Origin of the sequence: Rothia mucilaginosa (assembly GCF_001061665.1) — a bacterium.
Classification (GTDB): domain Bacteria; phylum Actinomycetota; class Actinomycetes; order Actinomycetales; family Micrococcaceae; genus Rothia; species Rothia mucilaginosa_A.
Window position 1 is genome coordinate 234,334 of the sequence record NZ_JVSP01000016.1, and the last position, 15,340, is coordinate 249,673.

Genomic DNA, 15,340 nt, shown 5'->3' on the forward strand with positions numbered 1-15,340 from the left:
CGCCTGCGGCCCGGCGGCGGTTATTGGGCGCGGCGTTTACTGCGCATCCGGCGCCGTCTTCCCGCCCACCTAACCGGTCGTGTCCGCACCATCCGAAGGAGAATACCTTGAGTACCCACCACTCCCCCTACGGCTGGGGCGCGCAGGATCTGAACGCAGACCGCCTGAGCCGCAAGGCCCCGCCCGCGCGCAAGGTTCCCCTGCAGCGGGGTTTGCTCATCGAGAGCGTGGACGGTTGGGTGGGTGAGGTGGTGCGCGCCGAACGCATCGGCGGTGCTATCTTCTTTGGTCTGGAGGACGCCAAGGGCCGCGTGAAGAATTACCCGCTCGGCACCGGCTACCTGATTGAGGGTGAGCCCGTTGAAATCATCGCTCCGGCACCGGCGAAGGCGCCCAAGCGCACGATTTCTCGGTCGGGTTCCATCGCCGTGAAGAACGCCCCCGCGCGGGTGGCGCGTGCCTCCCGCATCTGGGTTGAGGGTCTGCACGATGCCGAGCTGGTGGAGAAGGTTTGGGGCCACGACCTGCGCGTTGAGGGCATCGTGGTGGAGCCGCTGCACGGTGTGGACGACCTGGCCGGCGCGGTGCGCGAGTTTGCCCCGGGCCCGGGCCGCCGCCTGGGCATCCTGGTGGATCACCTCATTGAGGGCACGAAGGAACAGCGCATCGTTGCGGAGGCGCTGGCCGTTCCGGGTGCGGCGGGGCACGTGAAGATTGTGGGCCACCCGTTCATCGATATTTGGCAGGCGGTCAAGCCCTCGGTCCTGGGCCTGAAGGCCTGGCCGCAGGTGCCGCGCGGCGAGGACTTCAAGAAGGGCACGCTGCGCCGCCTGGGCCAGCCGCACGAGACGCAGGCGGATGTGGCGCAGGCCTGGAAGCACATCCTTTCGCGGGTGGATTCCTACGCCGATTTGGACCCGACCCTGCTGGGGCCGGTGGAGTCGCTCATCGACTTTCTCACCGAGCCCGGCGCGTAACCGCGCTGTGCGGATGTGAGTTTGCTCAGAACCTTGCAATCCAGCGCATTAACCGCCGGCGGGGCTGGCTTGAGGCGGTACAATGGTGGAGCACCGATGCGGCCGCTCCGTTGAGCCGCGGCGGTGCTTCACTACACTCAAGGGCCGTCACCATCCACACGGTTCGCCCCATTCGGGCGGATTCGCCGTTCGACGGTGACCACCACAAGATACTTCGATTGAACCAGGATTTTCGTGACTAACGACGCACGCCCGACCACCGGGCCTCAGAAAACCCGCAAGATTAGCGTGATTCAGGACCGTAACCGCGCGACTCTCGCGCATTTCGGGGGGATTCTCGGCATTCTTCCCTCCGCCGCGGTGTTCTACGTGAGCCGCCGTAACGCACCCTTCGCTGAGCAGGAAGCTTTCGAGGCCATGAACTTCACCCTCGTGCCCTCTCTGCTGATTGTTGTCTGCTTCATCCTGGGCTTTGTGCCCGGCCTGGGTAACATTGCCCTGGTGCTGGGGATGCTCGTGTGGCTGTTCATGGCGATTGCTTCGGTACGCGCCGGCATTGAGGTCAACCGCGGTGAGCCGTACAGCTACCGCGTGAACCCGCGCCTGCTCGACCGCGTGGTGAAGAGCAACTAGGTTAGAGCACCCGGTGAGCAGCTAATGCCGAACCGGTTGCGTTCACGAGCGCTGCACCGCATTTTGAATACTTAATTTGAATACTTAAGGGGCCCGCACCACTCGGTGCGGGCCCCTATCGTTTAAGTCTGCGTCTTCGGTGCCCGTCAGCTCCCCTCGCGAGTCAGCTCTCCCATCGAGTCTGCACGTTGGGCCATTAAGTCAGTTTCGTGCCGCCCGCGAACCGGCGGAGGCTATCGCGGATCCGGGAGAGGCACGTAAGGGCACCAAATAACCCCGCTGGAAATCGTCGTTAAACGATCGTGGGCCCCTGTTGCCAGGAGCCCACAACCGTATTCACTCAACTTCAGCAAAGACGAGAACACGCTGTTAGACATATACCGTCCTGCCATGAACTATTATGGCACAGCCTAACCTTCAACCACAACTTGAGAAACGCTTTTTGGAGAAAGTTTTTAGGCCTTGGCGGCGGCTTCCAAAACCCGGTGACTGAACCCTCATAAAAACCCACTAAAAAACCACAGGCCTTTGAGCTAGTCCAGCGAAAATTTCCGAATCAAACCCAAAGATTCCACACCAAAACCTACCGATACGCGGCCAAAAATCCCTCAGAAAAAATTTTTAAATTTTTTCTCGCAACATTCGCGCGGCCCGGTGCAACTCAGAGAATACGCGGGCAGGTAGCCCTTCCTCACCCCACGCGTCTCTCCTCTGGCACACCCGGCGGCACGTGGGTTCGGCGAAACGAGGCCGCCTCCCCCCGGGGTAGGTGTCAGAGGGGCGGGCGCCTCATTCCCCGAGCGTCAGTCTTCGGCAGCCTCCGAGACCTCCGGCAGCAGCTCGCGCGTCACGGCGTCACCGAGCAGGCGGCCCTTGAGGGTGAGGCGCACGTGCGCATCCGGGTCGGGCTCGGCGGAGGCGGTGAGCGCATCCGGTTCGATGAGCCCCTGGGAGACGAGCCAGCGCAGAGACGCGCCCAACTGCGCCTCGTCGTGCACGGCGAGTAGCTCGCGCATCGCCAGGCCCTCGCGCACACGAATCATGAGCATGATGGTCTCGAAGGCGCGGGTCGAGGCGTCCAGCACCTCGCGCGCGGCCGCCGGGGACTCCCCCGCACGCACCTTCTGCGCGTACGGCACCGGGTGCTTCACGTTCCACCAGCGGGTACCGTTCACGTGCGAGTGCGCGCCGGGACCGATGCCCCACCAGTCCTGGTTGCGCCAGTAAGCGAGGTTGTGGTCGCTGCGGGTGTCCTCACTACGCGAGTAGTTGGAGACCTCGTACCACTGGTAGCCGGCTTCGGTGAGCAGCTCCTCGGCGAGCAGGTACATGTCCGCCATGAGGTCTTCATCGGGCATGGTGTACTCGCCGCGGCGAATCTGCGCGGCAAGCTTGGTGCCGTCCTCCACAATCAGCGAGTACGCCGAAATGTGGTCGGGCTCGTAGGAGATCGCGGCGCGAACGCTGCGTTCCCACTGCTGCAGGCTCTCCCCCGGCGAACCGTAAATCAGGTCCACGGACACCTGCAGGCCAACCTCCTTAGCCCAGGCGACGACCTTCGGCACGTTCGACGGCGTGTGGGTGCGGTCGAGTACCTTCAGCACCTCGGGGACGACGGACTGCATGCCGAAGGATACGCGGGTGAAGCCGCCGTCCTTGAGGGTCTGCAGGTCCTCGCGGGTGACGGAGTCGGGGTTCGCTTCGGTGGTGACTTCTGCGCCTTCGACGAGGCCGAAGACGTCGATGGCTGTCTGCAGGATGCGCACGAGGTCGCTGGCGGGCAGTTTGGTGGGGGTGCCGCCTCCGAAGAAGACGGTGTGCATGGGGCGTTTTGCGACGCCGGATGCTTCAAGGGTGCGGGCGGCGAAGAGGATTTCTGCGATGGCGTCGTCGGCGTAGGTGCCGAGGCCGATGCCGTCGCCGAAGTCTTCGGTGGCGTAGGTGTTGAAGTCGCAGTAGCCGCAGCGTACAGAGCAGAAGGGGATGTGTACGTAGAGGCTGAAGTCGCGGGTTTCGCATCCTGCCGCGCTGGTGGCGGGGATGCGCCCGTCGCGGGGTGCGGGGTCGCCGGTGGGCTGGGCGGGCATTCTGCCTCCTGAAACTAGGTGTACGAGTAGTGAATCAAATAGGGGCACCGCGCATGCGGCTACGCGGGTAGCATCAAGGCGGGCGGCATCAACAGACAGCGTGCAGAGAACCCGGCGGTACACGAGGCACCAGCCGGGTTCTCCACACAAACAGGTCGGCACACAGCCGGAAAAGCTACGAAGCGGCGAAGGCTACTTCTTCTTTTCCTTCTCCTCGCCCGAAGACAGAGCCGCAATGAAGGCCTCCTGCGGGACCTCCACGCGACCGACCATCTTCATGCGCTTCTTGCCTTCCTTCTGCTTCTCCAGCAGCTTACGCTTACGCGAAATATCGCCACCGTAACACTTCGAAAGAACGTCCTTACGCATCGCGCGGATATTCTCGCGGGCAATAATGCGCGAACCGATAGCCGCCTGAATCGGCACCTCAAACTGCTGGCGAGGAATCAGCTCGCGCAGCTTCGAGGTCATCATCAGGCCGTACGAGTACGCCTTATCGCGGTGAGTAATGGCGCTGAACGCATCCACCTTCTCGCCCTGCAGCAGGATGTCGACCTTCACCAGGTCAGCCTCTTCCTCACCGTCGAACTTCCAGTCCAGCGACGCGTAACCGCGGGTGCGGGACTTCAGCTGATCGAAGAAGTCGAACACAATCTCCGCCAGGGGCAGGCGGTAACGCATCTCCACGCGGTCCTTGGAGAGGTAATCCATGCCGCCCATCTGGCCGCGGCGGGACTGGCACAGCTCCATGATCGCGCCAATGTACTCGCTCGGGGCAATAATCGTACACGCCACCATGGGCTCGCGAATCGTCGCGACCTTGCCCTCGGGGAATTCGCTCGGGTTGGTCACGCGCTTAGCGTTGCCGGCCTCATCCACCACGTCGTAAATAACGTTCGGTGCGGTCGAAATCAGGTCCAGGTTGAACTCGCGTTCCAGGCGTTCACGCACAATCTCCAGGTGCAGCAGACCCAGGAAGCCACAGCGGAAACCGAAGCCCAGAGCGGCAGAAGTCTCCGGCTCGTAAATCAGCGCGGCATCGTTGAGCTTCAGCTTATCCAGCGCGTCACGCAGCGCCGGGTAGTCCGAACCGTCAATCGGGAACAGGCCAGAGAACACCATCGGCTTGGGATCCTCGTAACCACCCAGGGACTCCTGCGCAGGCTTCGCGGCGGAGGTGACGGTATCGCCCACACGGGACTGACGGACGTCCTTCACACCGGTGATGAGGTAACCTACCTCGCCCACGCCCAGACCCTTCGAGGGCACGGGCTCAGGGGAAATCACGCCGATTTCGAGCAGGTCGTGCTCAGTACCGGTGGACATCATCTTAATCTTCTGACGCGGCTGCAGGCTACCGTCCACAACACGTACGTAGGTGACCACGCCGCGGTAGGAGTCGTACACCGAGTCAAAAATCATGGCACGGGCCGGGGCGGATGCGTCACCCTGCGGGGCGGGAATCGCCTCCACAATGCGGTCCAGCAGAGCCTCAACGCCCTCACCGGTCTTACCCGATACGCGCAGAACCTCGTCCGGCTCGCAACCAATCAGGTTCGCCAGCTCCTCAGCGTACTTATCGGGCTGAGCTGCGGGAAGGTCAATCTTGTTCAGCACCGGGATGATGGTCAGGTCGTTCTCCATCGCCAGGTACAGGTTCGCCAGGGTCTGAGCCTCAATACCCTGGGCGGCGTCCACGAGCAGAAGCGCACCCTCACACGCGGCCAGGGAGCGGGACACCTCGTAGGTGAAGTCCACGTGGCCGGGGGTGTCAATCATGTTTAGCGCGTAGGAGGTGCCGTCAACGTCCCAGGGCATGCGCACGGCCTGAGACTTAATGGTGATGCCGCGTTCACGTTCAATGTCCATGCGGTCCAGGTACTGCGCCTTCATATCGCGCGGGGCAACCACGCCGGTGGCCTGCAGCATGCGGTCCGCGAGGGTGGACTTACCGTGGTCAATGTGGGCGATAATGCAGAAGTTGCGAATAATCGCGGGGTCGGTCGCCGCCGGAACGGGCGGGTTCTTCGACATGGGTGCCAATCACATCATCCTTTCGAGATGCTGGCTGCGGGTATGGGCATAGTTGTCTATCATTTTCCCATACCCGCGGCCGATGCGCGAACGGGCCTAGCGTTCCGAAGAATCCTCCGCGACTCCCGCACCACCGTCTGCCGGGTTTTCGGCCTCGGATGCGCCGCTGAGGGAATCCAGGTAGCCCTCAATATCCTCGGCAATCACCTCGCCGGAGACAGTGCGCAGAGTCGAATCCATCTTCTGCTCAATCTCACGCACCAGCTCAACCTTCTCGTAGTCCTTCGCCATTTCTTCGGCTAGCTCCGCCTCCCACTCATCAGCGTGGGTGCGCAGGCGGTCGTACTCCTCAGACTCGACCTTGATACCGAGGATGACCTCCAGCGCCTCGATCAGGCTCACGACCGCGCGCGGGTTCTGCTGGTCAAAGCTCAGATACCCCGGGATGCTCATACGCAGCATGACCGAGGAGGACAGGCCGTGCTCGGCGGCGAGCGCAGACATCGCCATCGTCACCGAGGTAGAACCGGTGTAGTCCTCGTGCAGAATACCGGGGATTGCCGCCAGCTTCTCGTCGTGAGTGGTCAGCGTGTACGGGTACGGGCGGGTGTGCGCCACCTGATCTTCAAAGGTCTCAACGAAGATGGCGTGATCCACGTGGAGCTTCTTCACGTACTTGAAGAAGCGGGTCATGAACCGCCGCATGCACAGGCTGGGGGCGGGGCCGGTCACCACGAGCAGGCGCAGGCGGCGCTCCGGGATGGTGACCATGTTGTAGAACATCTTGGGCCACACCAGGACCGTGGATTCGGAGTCGTCGCTGTTCTGCAGCTGCGGGGCAACGGAACCGTAGTCGTAGAAGTCGTCCATATCGAAGCCGGGGCTCTCATCGCACGGGTCGAACGCGCGGTGAATCACGTCGAGGGCGTCCTCACCGTTGCCCGGGGGTTCCTTCGCGGAGTTGAAGCCGACCAGCATGACGGTCGTGTAGTTGTCCTCCTCGGAGGATTCGCCCAGGCCCAGCTTGCCGAGCAGTCCCTTCTTCGCGGACTGTTCTGTGGAGGCGGGCTTGGCGAAAGCGTCAAAGAGTCGGGCGGGCGGGAAGTTCGGCTGGCTCATCGTTGTCCTTAGCTCGTGGTTGGTTCACCGGGTACATGGGGCGTATGGAAAGTTGCCGGTCAACCGTCGGTGGTTGTGTGGTGTGTATCGGCGGCGCTCACTCCCCCGGTGCCGTTCGTAGCGCTGTGTACGGCGCTACATGCAGGCGCGGGTGGTGTGCGCTACCGCTGATAGTTCCCACTATACGGGCTCCCGCGCGGCCCGCAAGCGGTTTCGTCACTGGCCGGGCGCCTCCCCGAATCTGTGCGTCATAAAACCACGGCGTGCGGGTATAGCAAAAGGCACCCCGCCACTTAGCAGGATGCCTTTCACAAAAGTTATGAGGAGTTAGCCGGTGACGCCCCCGACGGTCTTCTAGACCGAAGCATAAAGCCGCGGCCGCCCAAGCATTATTGCCACACGAATAAGTGAGGCTCAGGGTTACAGAGGAATCGTCTAACTCCTTGAACCCAAGTATACACGATAAAGAAACCCCCTGCGTTCCCCTTAGAGGAGGGGGAACACAGGGGGTCTCTGCCCTTAAACCAGAGAGGTACTCACGTACCCCGCAAGTTTTAGAAAGCCTTGTTTACCAGACGGGCTAACTTCCTTGATATTCCGCGGAACTCAAGGGGTAAAACCCTGCCTAGTCGCTATTTACTCGCCACTTTCAATAGAGCCGCCAGGCTCCGCAGATGCATCGCCGGCGGCGGCTTCATACAGGGCCGGGTCAGTGTTGAAGAACGCGAGCGCAGTCGTGAGGATGGTAGTCACAGCGCCGGTCACGGTGGTCGCCTGTTCATTCGTCCAAACACCGAAAACAACCAGTACCGCAGACAGCGCAGGCGCAACGAGATAAATACTCTTACGGAGTGCCGCGCGCTGACGAGGCGTCATGTTACGCATTGTTGTCAATCTCCTTGCCGAGCTCGTCTACTGCGTTCTGCAGCTTCTCCCAGGATGCACGCAGAGCCGAGACCTCCGCCTTGTCCAGGGGGGCGGGGACATTCTCAACGCCGCGCTCGATCTTGCCCTCCTTGATTGCGTTGACGCGGTCGATGAGGCGGTCGAGCTGGTCGTACCAGCGGCCGGGGCAGGCAGTATTGAAGAAGTCCTTATGGCCGTGCACGTAGAAGGACTTCCCGTAGTAGGTCTCCAGATCAGCGATTACCTGGGCGACGGTCTCGAAGTCTTCGTTGCTCATCTCGGGGCGGCACTCGATACCAATCGAGCGCTGGTTTGCCGCCCAGTTACCTGCATGCCAGGCGATGTCCTTGATTTCGACGAGCTGGGCGCAGCGGCCTGCCTCCACCACAAAATGGGCGGAGGTGCCGGGGCCACCGGCAAAGAAATCACACACGTCTTCGAAACGCTGACCGTCATTACCCCAGTGGTGGATGACGATGGTATCGATGTCGTCGATGGTGCGGTTTGCTTCGGTGAACGAAGTGGCGTTGTATTCGGTGATGTCGGTGTACTGCACAATGTCTCCTTAATTAATGGTGTTGGTGTTGATTTCCAGCTTCACAGCCACGCCCATGTCGGTGGCGCGGTGAGGGGTGGGGATGTCGACGGCCATGTTTGAGGTGCCGCTGATGTCGTGTGCCCACTTCTCGATGGCGAAGCCGTAGTGGGGGTTCTTGCCCTTGTACTCTGCCTGCGCAATGTTTGAGCTTAGGATGAGGTGGTGTGCCCAGTTCGTGACGAAGTAATCCGCCGCCTCCCCTGCCTTTGCCTCGCCGCTGACGCAGTCGTGCCAGGAGCTGGAGGCGCTGCGGCATCCGGTGACCTGCGAGGAATGCCCAACCAGCACGAAGCCGTGGCCACCATTCTCCTGAGCAGTGCACGAGGCGAGCATGTTGCGGCCACCGCGGACGAAGAAGCCAGCGCCGGCGGCAGTGAAGCGGTGCATATTAGAGGTGTCCCAGATGCCGCCGGGGCGCCCCTCTGCCCCGTGAATCGAGCGGCGGTTGTACCAGGACTTGCAACCCATCAGAGTGGTATTGGTCGCGTAAACCTCGAAGCCAGCATTAGTGCCGCCAGCAATATTCGCGCCCGATACATCGACAGCGTCGAGGATATTGTCTGCTGCACCAATTTCACGGCGGCCAGCCGTCACAGAGGTGATGTGCTCCGGTGACTTGCCAACCACCACGCCAGCACCCAGAGTGCGGCGGACACGGACATTCCGCAGCTGGCAACCCTGGTCATCCAGACCCAGAACAGCCACACCGAACGCAACATCCCAGATGAGGACATTCTCGATACGGTGAGCGCCGTCCGGCTCCGGAGGGCTATCACCCAGCTCAGTGTTCAGAAGGATGCCGCCGATATTCGGGTGCATACCATCCTGGCCAGGGCGCGGGGTCGCCGACGAAACGTGCGACGGGCGAGGGTGAGAAGACTTAATCCACAAATCCGAGACACCCATCAGCAGATTGTCCTTGCCGATACGCGGGGTGAGCCAGGTGCCAGCGTGGATAATTGCGGTCTTCTGCTCCGAGCCAGCGCCGGTATCCGCAAAGATGATGGTCGACTCGCGACCAGCACCCTGCAGATGCACGCCACCCAACAACTCAATGAACGGCGCGGACACCTTATAGCTACCCGCAGGCAGGTGGACGGTGCCGCCGCCAGCCTCATGGACACGGCGGATAGCCGCGTTAATCACCGCAGTTGAGTCGGTTGCGCCGGTCGGGTCAGCGCCCGCCTCCACCACGTTCACAGTGCGGTGAGCAGGCACAGGCGCCTGCTGCGGCTGTTTCTGAGCCTCCGCAACCTCTGGTGTCTGCTCGATAACTTCGACAAGATACCTCATCGTTACTCCTTTTAATTAAGGAGAAGCAGGCACCCCCCGATAGTGGGGGCACCTGCCTCAACATTTTGTACCCGCAGGCTAGGTAGCCGGCGGATTATTTGCTTGGTCTTGCGCAGCGAGCTTCGAAGTCCACAGCTCACGACTCACCCATTCCTCCACCTCGCCCGGTAGAGGCGGCGGAGGCGGAGGTGAACCGGAGGCAATATGGGCGTTGAGCCGGTTGATGTGCGAAATCGCGATGCTCATGACCCACCGTGCCTTGTCTGCGGTAGAGTGTGCCTCTGCCTCGCGTGCGCGAACCTCAGCCTCCAACGCGCGGCGGGCGCCCGTCTCCTCGCTCAGGTGCTTCTCCAGGTCACCAATGCGGCGCTCCAGAGCCTCGATTAGCACCTTGTTTGATTCGTGCTTGGCCTGCTGCCGCCCCGTGATGAACGCGAAGACAGCGGGGATTAGGGTACCGAGGATTACGCCACCGAGCGCCCAGACCTCCGGCGGGAAAATATCAGACTTCACCCTGCCTCCACGAAGCGACCAGGGCATCCATCGGCGTGCGCATCAGACGATGGCCAGTCTCATTGGGGTGTCCACCATCATCCGTCAGCGCGCCGTGGTCCACTCTGAAAATTTCTGAGTCCCTCGCGCTCATCACGGTATCGGCGACCTCGACGTACCCTGCCAGGGGGTGCCCCTCCTGCCCTGCACGGAGAGCTCCGCTAGCGCCGGGGGCGGCTGGCGCCCCGGCTATAAGGGGTGCGCCGTCACGTACCCAGGCGTTGAACGCGCGACGCAAAGGTGCTGACGCGACTGGGGTCTGCCCCTCCAAGGTCGCCCATTTGTCTGTGGACGTCGAGGACGGCGAGATAGTGGTCTGCCAGATTTTCAGAGCGGGATTCTCCTTCAGCATCCACTTCCAGGTCTCGACAGCGTTTGCCATGACCTTTACCTCCGTCCCGCCGGTAGCCTGCGCCAAGTTCAGGTCGTTGAATCCCCACGCCGTGGTCATGTGAGTGAATCCCTCCAGCGAGGGAATCGTAGACCAGTGGGGACCAGTCCTGCCGCCAGCGGGGAATGAGGAAGCCCATAGACCAATGTTTGCAGACGGGATACCCGCGGACTTAGCCGCTGCGGAGCTGTACGTGTACTGGTGCGCGATAGATGGGTAGGCGCCAACCTGGGTTCGTGCCGGCGACCCAGATTCAGTGATGGAGTCACCACCAATCAGCCAGGAGATGGTCGCGGGATCGGCAAGGCCCGTAATTTTGTGCGGCATTGCTGGGCGGTAGCCTGCACCGCCGTCAAATGCACGCGAGTTTGCGATTCGCGGTGCGCCAGTAGCTACCTGGTTGCCGTCCAGAATTTCCGCGCCGTACCAGCCGCCAGGTGCGGCAGGGTGCGCTAGTCCGTCTGACCGCGCCCCGTAGTAGGTCAGGACCTCGATGCGGTCCCCTGCTGAGACAGTCAGAGGAATATCGTCCGTGACCAGCTGCGCGGGGCCTGTGAGGGTGGCAGTGGTGGCACCGCCGAAGGTCGCGACCATTCGGGAGGACGGGTCACCCTGCCGCTGGACTGAAGCCGCTACGTCCATCGTCACACCATCGGGGAGGTTGCCGCCGTAGGTCAGCTGCAACGCCTTAGCGTTGGCGTAGACATTGTGCTCAGAGAAGTACGTCTTGGGCGTGGCACGGCCGGTATTGACACGGCCGGTGCGCCAGGTGTCGCCAGCGATGACGCGACGGACAAGCTCTACAGGTTCCGCCGGCTGAGCCGGCTCTGTCTGGATGGAGGTGTCAGGCGGACCAAATACCATCCGTCCGGTAGTGTCCCACACCCGTAGGCTCACCCCGCCGGTAGTGTAGAGTTCGGTCACTGTGCGGTCACCACCAAATCATCAATGGCAAAGCCAGAGCCGGCGGTAGCCTGCACGCCCACGGCGCCGGCCAGAAGGTGGGCTGAGTCGGTGCCGGTACGGGTGAATTGGGTGCGGTCATTGGCGGTGCCGGTGAGAGTTAGATTGGCTCCCTTAAGGGTGAAGGTGAATTTGGTGCCATCGCTTGCCTCGCCGATGGAGACATTCAAGCCGACGATGGTGTTGCCGGCGGTCTTCGAGAGACGCTGCACACGCATTAGGTTAGGCATGATATTCAGGATGATTTTACCGTCCGCGGTATCACGCAAAGTGATGTTCGCGGATCCCGTCGTAGGACGTGCCGCGAGGGTGAACTCGACCTTCAGGTCAGCCAGACCAGCGGCCAGGGTAGCCGTACCGGCGGCCGCGTCACCTGCCACTGCCTTGCCGCCGGTAACGACCATGCCGGGGGTGCCCTCCCAGCGAGCCGGGGAGCCGCCAAGCGCGGCAGAGGTCATCTGGCCGACCAGCGAGCCGGATCCAGTGAAGGTATCGGAGGTGAAAATATCACCCGGGGCCAGGGGCGGGGTAGCCGTGGTGGTCGCCTGAACAGGTGAGCCGGTAGCAATATTGCCGGCACTGTCCTTTACACGGTGCGTGAAACTGTACGCGGTGGTGGGTGACAGTCCCGCCGCCGTGTAGCTGGGGGAGCTCTGCCAAGGCGACCACGCGCCGGAGCCCACGCGGAAACTGTAGCCTGCGACGGTGCGGTCATCACGGGCACCAGACACAGTCAGCATGGCAGAGGTGTTAGAGGGGGTAACCGATAAGGTGCCGGCGGTAGGTGCTGCCGTGTCGGGGGTCTGCGGCTCAGTGGTCAGTGCGGTCTTTCCCGGGTTCTTGGCTTCCCAGGCGCGAGCTTCTGCCAGGGTCGGAAAAATAGGAATGCCAACCTGAGATACGTTCTTCGCAATCATGTCAGCAATTTCAGCCTTCAGTACAGACGGAGCGTGTCCGTCAGGCAGCAGGCCGCGAATAATGTTGTTAGTCATTTTTCTCCAATCGGTAAGTTCCGTTGCTGAGGTTGGTGAGCGCCCACCCCGTGGGGAGGGCGATTTGGTAGGTTCCGTCTGTGGTATGGATGACGGATGCTGAAGCCGGGAGCTCGTATGCCCCGTCCTCGCCAGTAGTGATGTCGAGGGGCGGCTCAGGAGTAGGCGGCTCAGGAGTAGGCGGCTCAGGAGTAGGCGGCTCAGGAGTAGGCGGCTCAGGAGTAGGCGGCTCAGGAGTAGGCGGCTCAGGAGTAGGCTCCACACCTACCACAATCACCGGCAAAGAATGACGACGCCCACCAATAATCAACACCGGCTTCCACAAACCAGCCGACAACCGCACAGGCTCAACCACTCCATCAACAACCGGAACCTCAACAACGCCAGGAACAAGCACAACTCCCCCACGACGCTCAGCGCTGCCCTGCCAGATATACCGGACAACACCACACACCGGGGTAGAATCAGCATCCCGCCCAAACGGCAAAGCAACAGTCCCTAAACCAACTCTCACTTGACCACCTCCCACTCACCATCAACGCCAGCATGGACATCGACAGGCTCACCCAGACCGTTATGCACAGACCAGGCGCCAGCACCGTCATGAGCCACGAACACCTCATCACGCGCCTTCATCTTGCCGTCCAGCTCTGCCAGCTTCGCATCAATCACCATCAACGCCGCACCAGCATCTACAGCCACACGCGCCGGGGAGTCCTCCCCCGCATACGGGATGCCAGCATGCGGCGTCTTCCCACCAAAATCTGCCATTTTTACTGCACCTTTCCAGGCAGCGCCGCGTAGACCTGCCTATACGTTTTGCCATGGTTAATGTCACGATTCGTAGCGTAAGCCCTCGCCATATCGCCGTAGGTTTTACCCGCTACACCAGAAGTCACAGCCTTTACCTGCAATTCGACACTGTAAGTGGGGACCTTGCCTGCCCATGACTCCCTGTACCCGGTGATGAGTGCCTCAACACCCCACCGGCCAGCCTCCAGCGCGACCGTGTCCCCAATCTGTTTCCGCGGATCCCAGAGCATATCGAGCCCATCGAGGGTGATACGCTCGACACCTAGCTCTTCAGTGAGAGCACCTATGATACGGCGGGCGTCCTCATCATGAAGCCACCAGCCGACATCCAACGTGAAAGGCGGCGCACCCGGCGGCGCCTTTCGAACCAGACGCTTCAACGTGTAATCCGTCCACGTGACCAAGGTACGGCAGCGGAGAATCGGGACAGGACGTGCACGGTTACCAAAGCGCAGCTCATCTGCTCCCAGCGACGGGGTGCACAGGTAGTACTTTTCCGGGCCACCGCTAGTCTTCTTCTGCACACGGAGCGTCAACTTTGCAGTACGTTGCCCAAGCTTTTCCAGCCTGCCAGAGATATCCTCATGATTGGTTGCATTACCTGTCCACCGATACCCAGGAGGGTCCTCCTGATTCTCGAAGCTGATAGCCCACCAGCTACCAGCCCCATTGTTGAAGTCCTTATAGTCAAAAATATTCTTCTTTGACTGCGCTACGGGGCGGAAATTAGTGTCTAGACCGAGTACATCGACGTTGTCTGGCCACTGAGCAAAGATTTCTAAATCTTTGTTCGCAGGAATCTCTGTAAGGTTGTCAGGTTCCCATGCAGTTATCACCGCGTCCACACCATTACCTTGCAAAGTCGGGGTCTTGCCCTTAAGCGTGACGGTAGATCTCACGCCGTCACGGGCAGTCTTCCAGGACCCACCAAATACACGCTCCGAAACCTGGTCAGTGGCAGTGACAGCTCCGGCCGCAAGACGATCACGTGCCGCCATGTTCAGGCGGCCTTCTTCATCTACCCAGACGGTAGACAGGGTCGCCTGACACCATGACTCCACAATCGACTCACAGGTGACGTTCTCAAAACCTCGCGTGGCGGGGACACGTACCTGCTCCAGCGCGGACGGTTGCAGTCGCGGGGTGGGTCGCGCCATCATCCCGACGCGGCGACCACCGTCCAGCCAATCGCGGAGATAATCGACCTTCACACCCAGCACCATATTTGCAGTCACCGATGCCACGTCAGCCGACGTAGTGACCCTGGTGGACTCGACCAGCTCCGAATCGGCCTCTGCTGCGGACAGCCATCGACGCACACCGCGCGAGTTAAGCTTGACCGCCATGACGGGGCGCTCACCAACTGCTGGCCACGACGACATCGTGCCAGTCGCAGACGACCACCCACCAAACTTCTTACTCTCCGCATCGTAGCTCACAATGAAACGCGCCCCATCAGTAAAAGTCACCTCTACTGAGGCGTTTACTTTTGCGTTCCAGATGCGGGCGTAGATCATGACGTCCCTGCCGTTACGCCCAATAGATGAGTCAGCTTCCGTAGTCTGCTTGCTACGTCCCGAGAGCCCGTCAGGGGAGCCGTACTCCGCGCCGGGCGTGGTCATTTTGCCGACTGCCGCCGCGGCGCCGTACTGGTGGCTATTCTGAACCACAGTATCCTCAGTCACCGGCGGGAGCACACCATAACCTGCCTGTTCAATCGCCCTGTATGCAACCCATGCGGTGCGACCATAAGACTGCCGCTCAACCATCGGCGGGATACTGATAATCTCCTGCAGGCCAGCCTGCAGGTTGTCGCTAATCTGAGTGGTCACAGTATCCGAGGTGAGCGAGTACGTAGACGCACCCAGGTAGCCCCAGAATCGCGGGAACTCAAAACCATTTACCATGGCGATGATACGCACATGGGCACCCTGCGCAGGGACCCACCGAGACTCCCCCACCGGGGCCAGCGGGTGTTCTAC

Annotated in this window: 13 protein-coding genes; 2 read left to right on the forward strand and 11 right to left on the reverse strand. The window is 61.4% G+C overall.

Annotated elements, in window-relative coordinates; translation table 11 throughout:
- Nucleotides 1–107 precede the first annotated feature (107 nt).
- Nucleotides 108–977, forward strand: coding sequence for a DUF3097 domain-containing protein (locus tag ADJ95_RS08545; RefSeq protein WP_049334208.1), 870 nt, complete (start codon nt 108–110; stop codon nt 975–977).
- 234 nt (nt 978–1,211) lie between these two features.
- Nucleotides 1,212–1,610 carry a DUF4870 domain-containing protein gene (locus ADJ95_RS08550; RefSeq protein ID WP_049334209.1) on the forward strand — a complete coding sequence of 133 codons (399 nt, stop codon included), beginning with the start codon at nt 1,212–1,214 and terminating at the stop codon, nt 1,608–1,610.
- Nucleotides 1,611–2,413: 803 nt separating this feature from the next.
- On the opposite strand, the gene hemW is transcribed toward ADJ95_RS08550, so the two are convergent.
- The 11 genes from hemW to ADJ95_RS08600 all read right to left on the reverse strand — a co-directional run bounded on the left by hemW (nt 2,414) and on the right by ADJ95_RS08600 (nt 15,280).
- Nucleotides 2,414–3,697, reverse strand: a complete 1,284-nt coding sequence (gene hemW, locus ADJ95_RS08555; RefSeq protein WP_049334210.1) for a radical SAM family heme chaperone HemW — start codon at nt 3,695–3,697, stop codon at nt 2,414–2,416.
- Nucleotides 3,698–3,889: 192 nt separating this feature from the next.
- Nucleotides 3,890–5,731, reverse strand: a complete 1,842-nt coding sequence (lepA, locus tag ADJ95_RS08560; protein ID WP_399550398.1) for a translation elongation factor 4 — start codon at nt 5,729–5,731, stop codon at nt 3,890–3,892.
- A gap of 96 nt (nt 5,732–5,827) precedes the next feature.
- Complete coding sequence (locus ADJ95_RS08565) at nt 5,828–6,850, reverse strand: PAC2 family protein (protein ID WP_049334212.1); 1,023 nt, start codon at nt 6,848–6,850, stop codon at nt 5,828–5,830.
- 636 nt (nt 6,851–7,486) lie between these two features.
- The gene (locus ADJ95_RS08570) at nt 7,487–7,735 is read right to left on the reverse strand and encodes a hypothetical protein (RefSeq protein WP_049334213.1); all 249 of its coding nucleotides are present in this window, start codon (nt 7,733–7,735) and stop codon (nt 7,487–7,489) included.
- Nucleotides 7,728–8,312 (reverse strand): peptidoglycan recognition protein family protein, encoded by a 585-nt coding sequence (locus ADJ95_RS08575; protein WP_049334214.1) that lies wholly within the window; start codon nt 8,310–8,312, stop codon nt 7,728–7,730. The genes ADJ95_RS08570 and ADJ95_RS08575 overlap by 8 nt, the downstream gene beginning before the upstream one ends.
- A gap of 9 nt (nt 8,313–8,321) precedes the next feature.
- Nucleotides 8,322–9,647 (reverse strand): glycosyl hydrolase family 28-related protein, encoded by a 1,326-nt coding sequence (locus ADJ95_RS08580; RefSeq protein WP_049334215.1) that lies wholly within the window; start codon nt 9,645–9,647, stop codon nt 8,322–8,324.
- A gap of 78 nt (nt 9,648–9,725) precedes the next feature.
- Nucleotides 9,726–10,160: a hypothetical protein gene (locus ADJ95_RS08585; RefSeq protein ID WP_049334216.1), complete on the reverse strand. Its 435-nt coding sequence runs from the start codon at nt 10,158–10,160 to the stop codon at nt 9,726–9,728.
- On the reverse strand, nt 10,150–11,454 hold the full coding sequence (locus tag ADJ95_RS08590) for a hypothetical protein (RefSeq protein WP_152691730.1): 1,305 nt from the start codon (nt 11,452–11,454) through the stop codon (nt 10,150–10,152). The genes ADJ95_RS08585 and ADJ95_RS08590 overlap by 11 nt, the downstream gene beginning before the upstream one ends.
- Before the next feature lie 56 nt (nt 11,455–11,510).
- Nucleotides 11,511–12,545: a hypothetical protein gene (locus tag ADJ95_RS08595; RefSeq protein ID WP_049334218.1), complete on the reverse strand. Its 1,035-nt coding sequence runs from the start codon at nt 12,543–12,545 to the stop codon at nt 11,511–11,513.
- Between the two features lie 510 nt (nt 12,546–13,055).
- Nucleotides 13,056–13,316 carry a hypothetical protein gene (locus tag ADJ95_RS09340; protein ID WP_152691731.1) on the reverse strand — a complete coding sequence of 87 codons (261 nt, stop codon included), beginning with the start codon at nt 13,314–13,316 and terminating at the stop codon, nt 13,056–13,058.
- Between the two features lie 2 nt (nt 13,317–13,318).
- On the reverse strand, nt 13,319–15,280 hold the full coding sequence (locus ADJ95_RS08600; protein ID WP_152691732.1) for a hypothetical protein: 1,962 nt from the start codon (nt 15,278–15,280) through the stop codon (nt 13,319–13,321).
- Between the last annotated feature and the right edge of the window lie 60 nt (nt 15,281–15,340).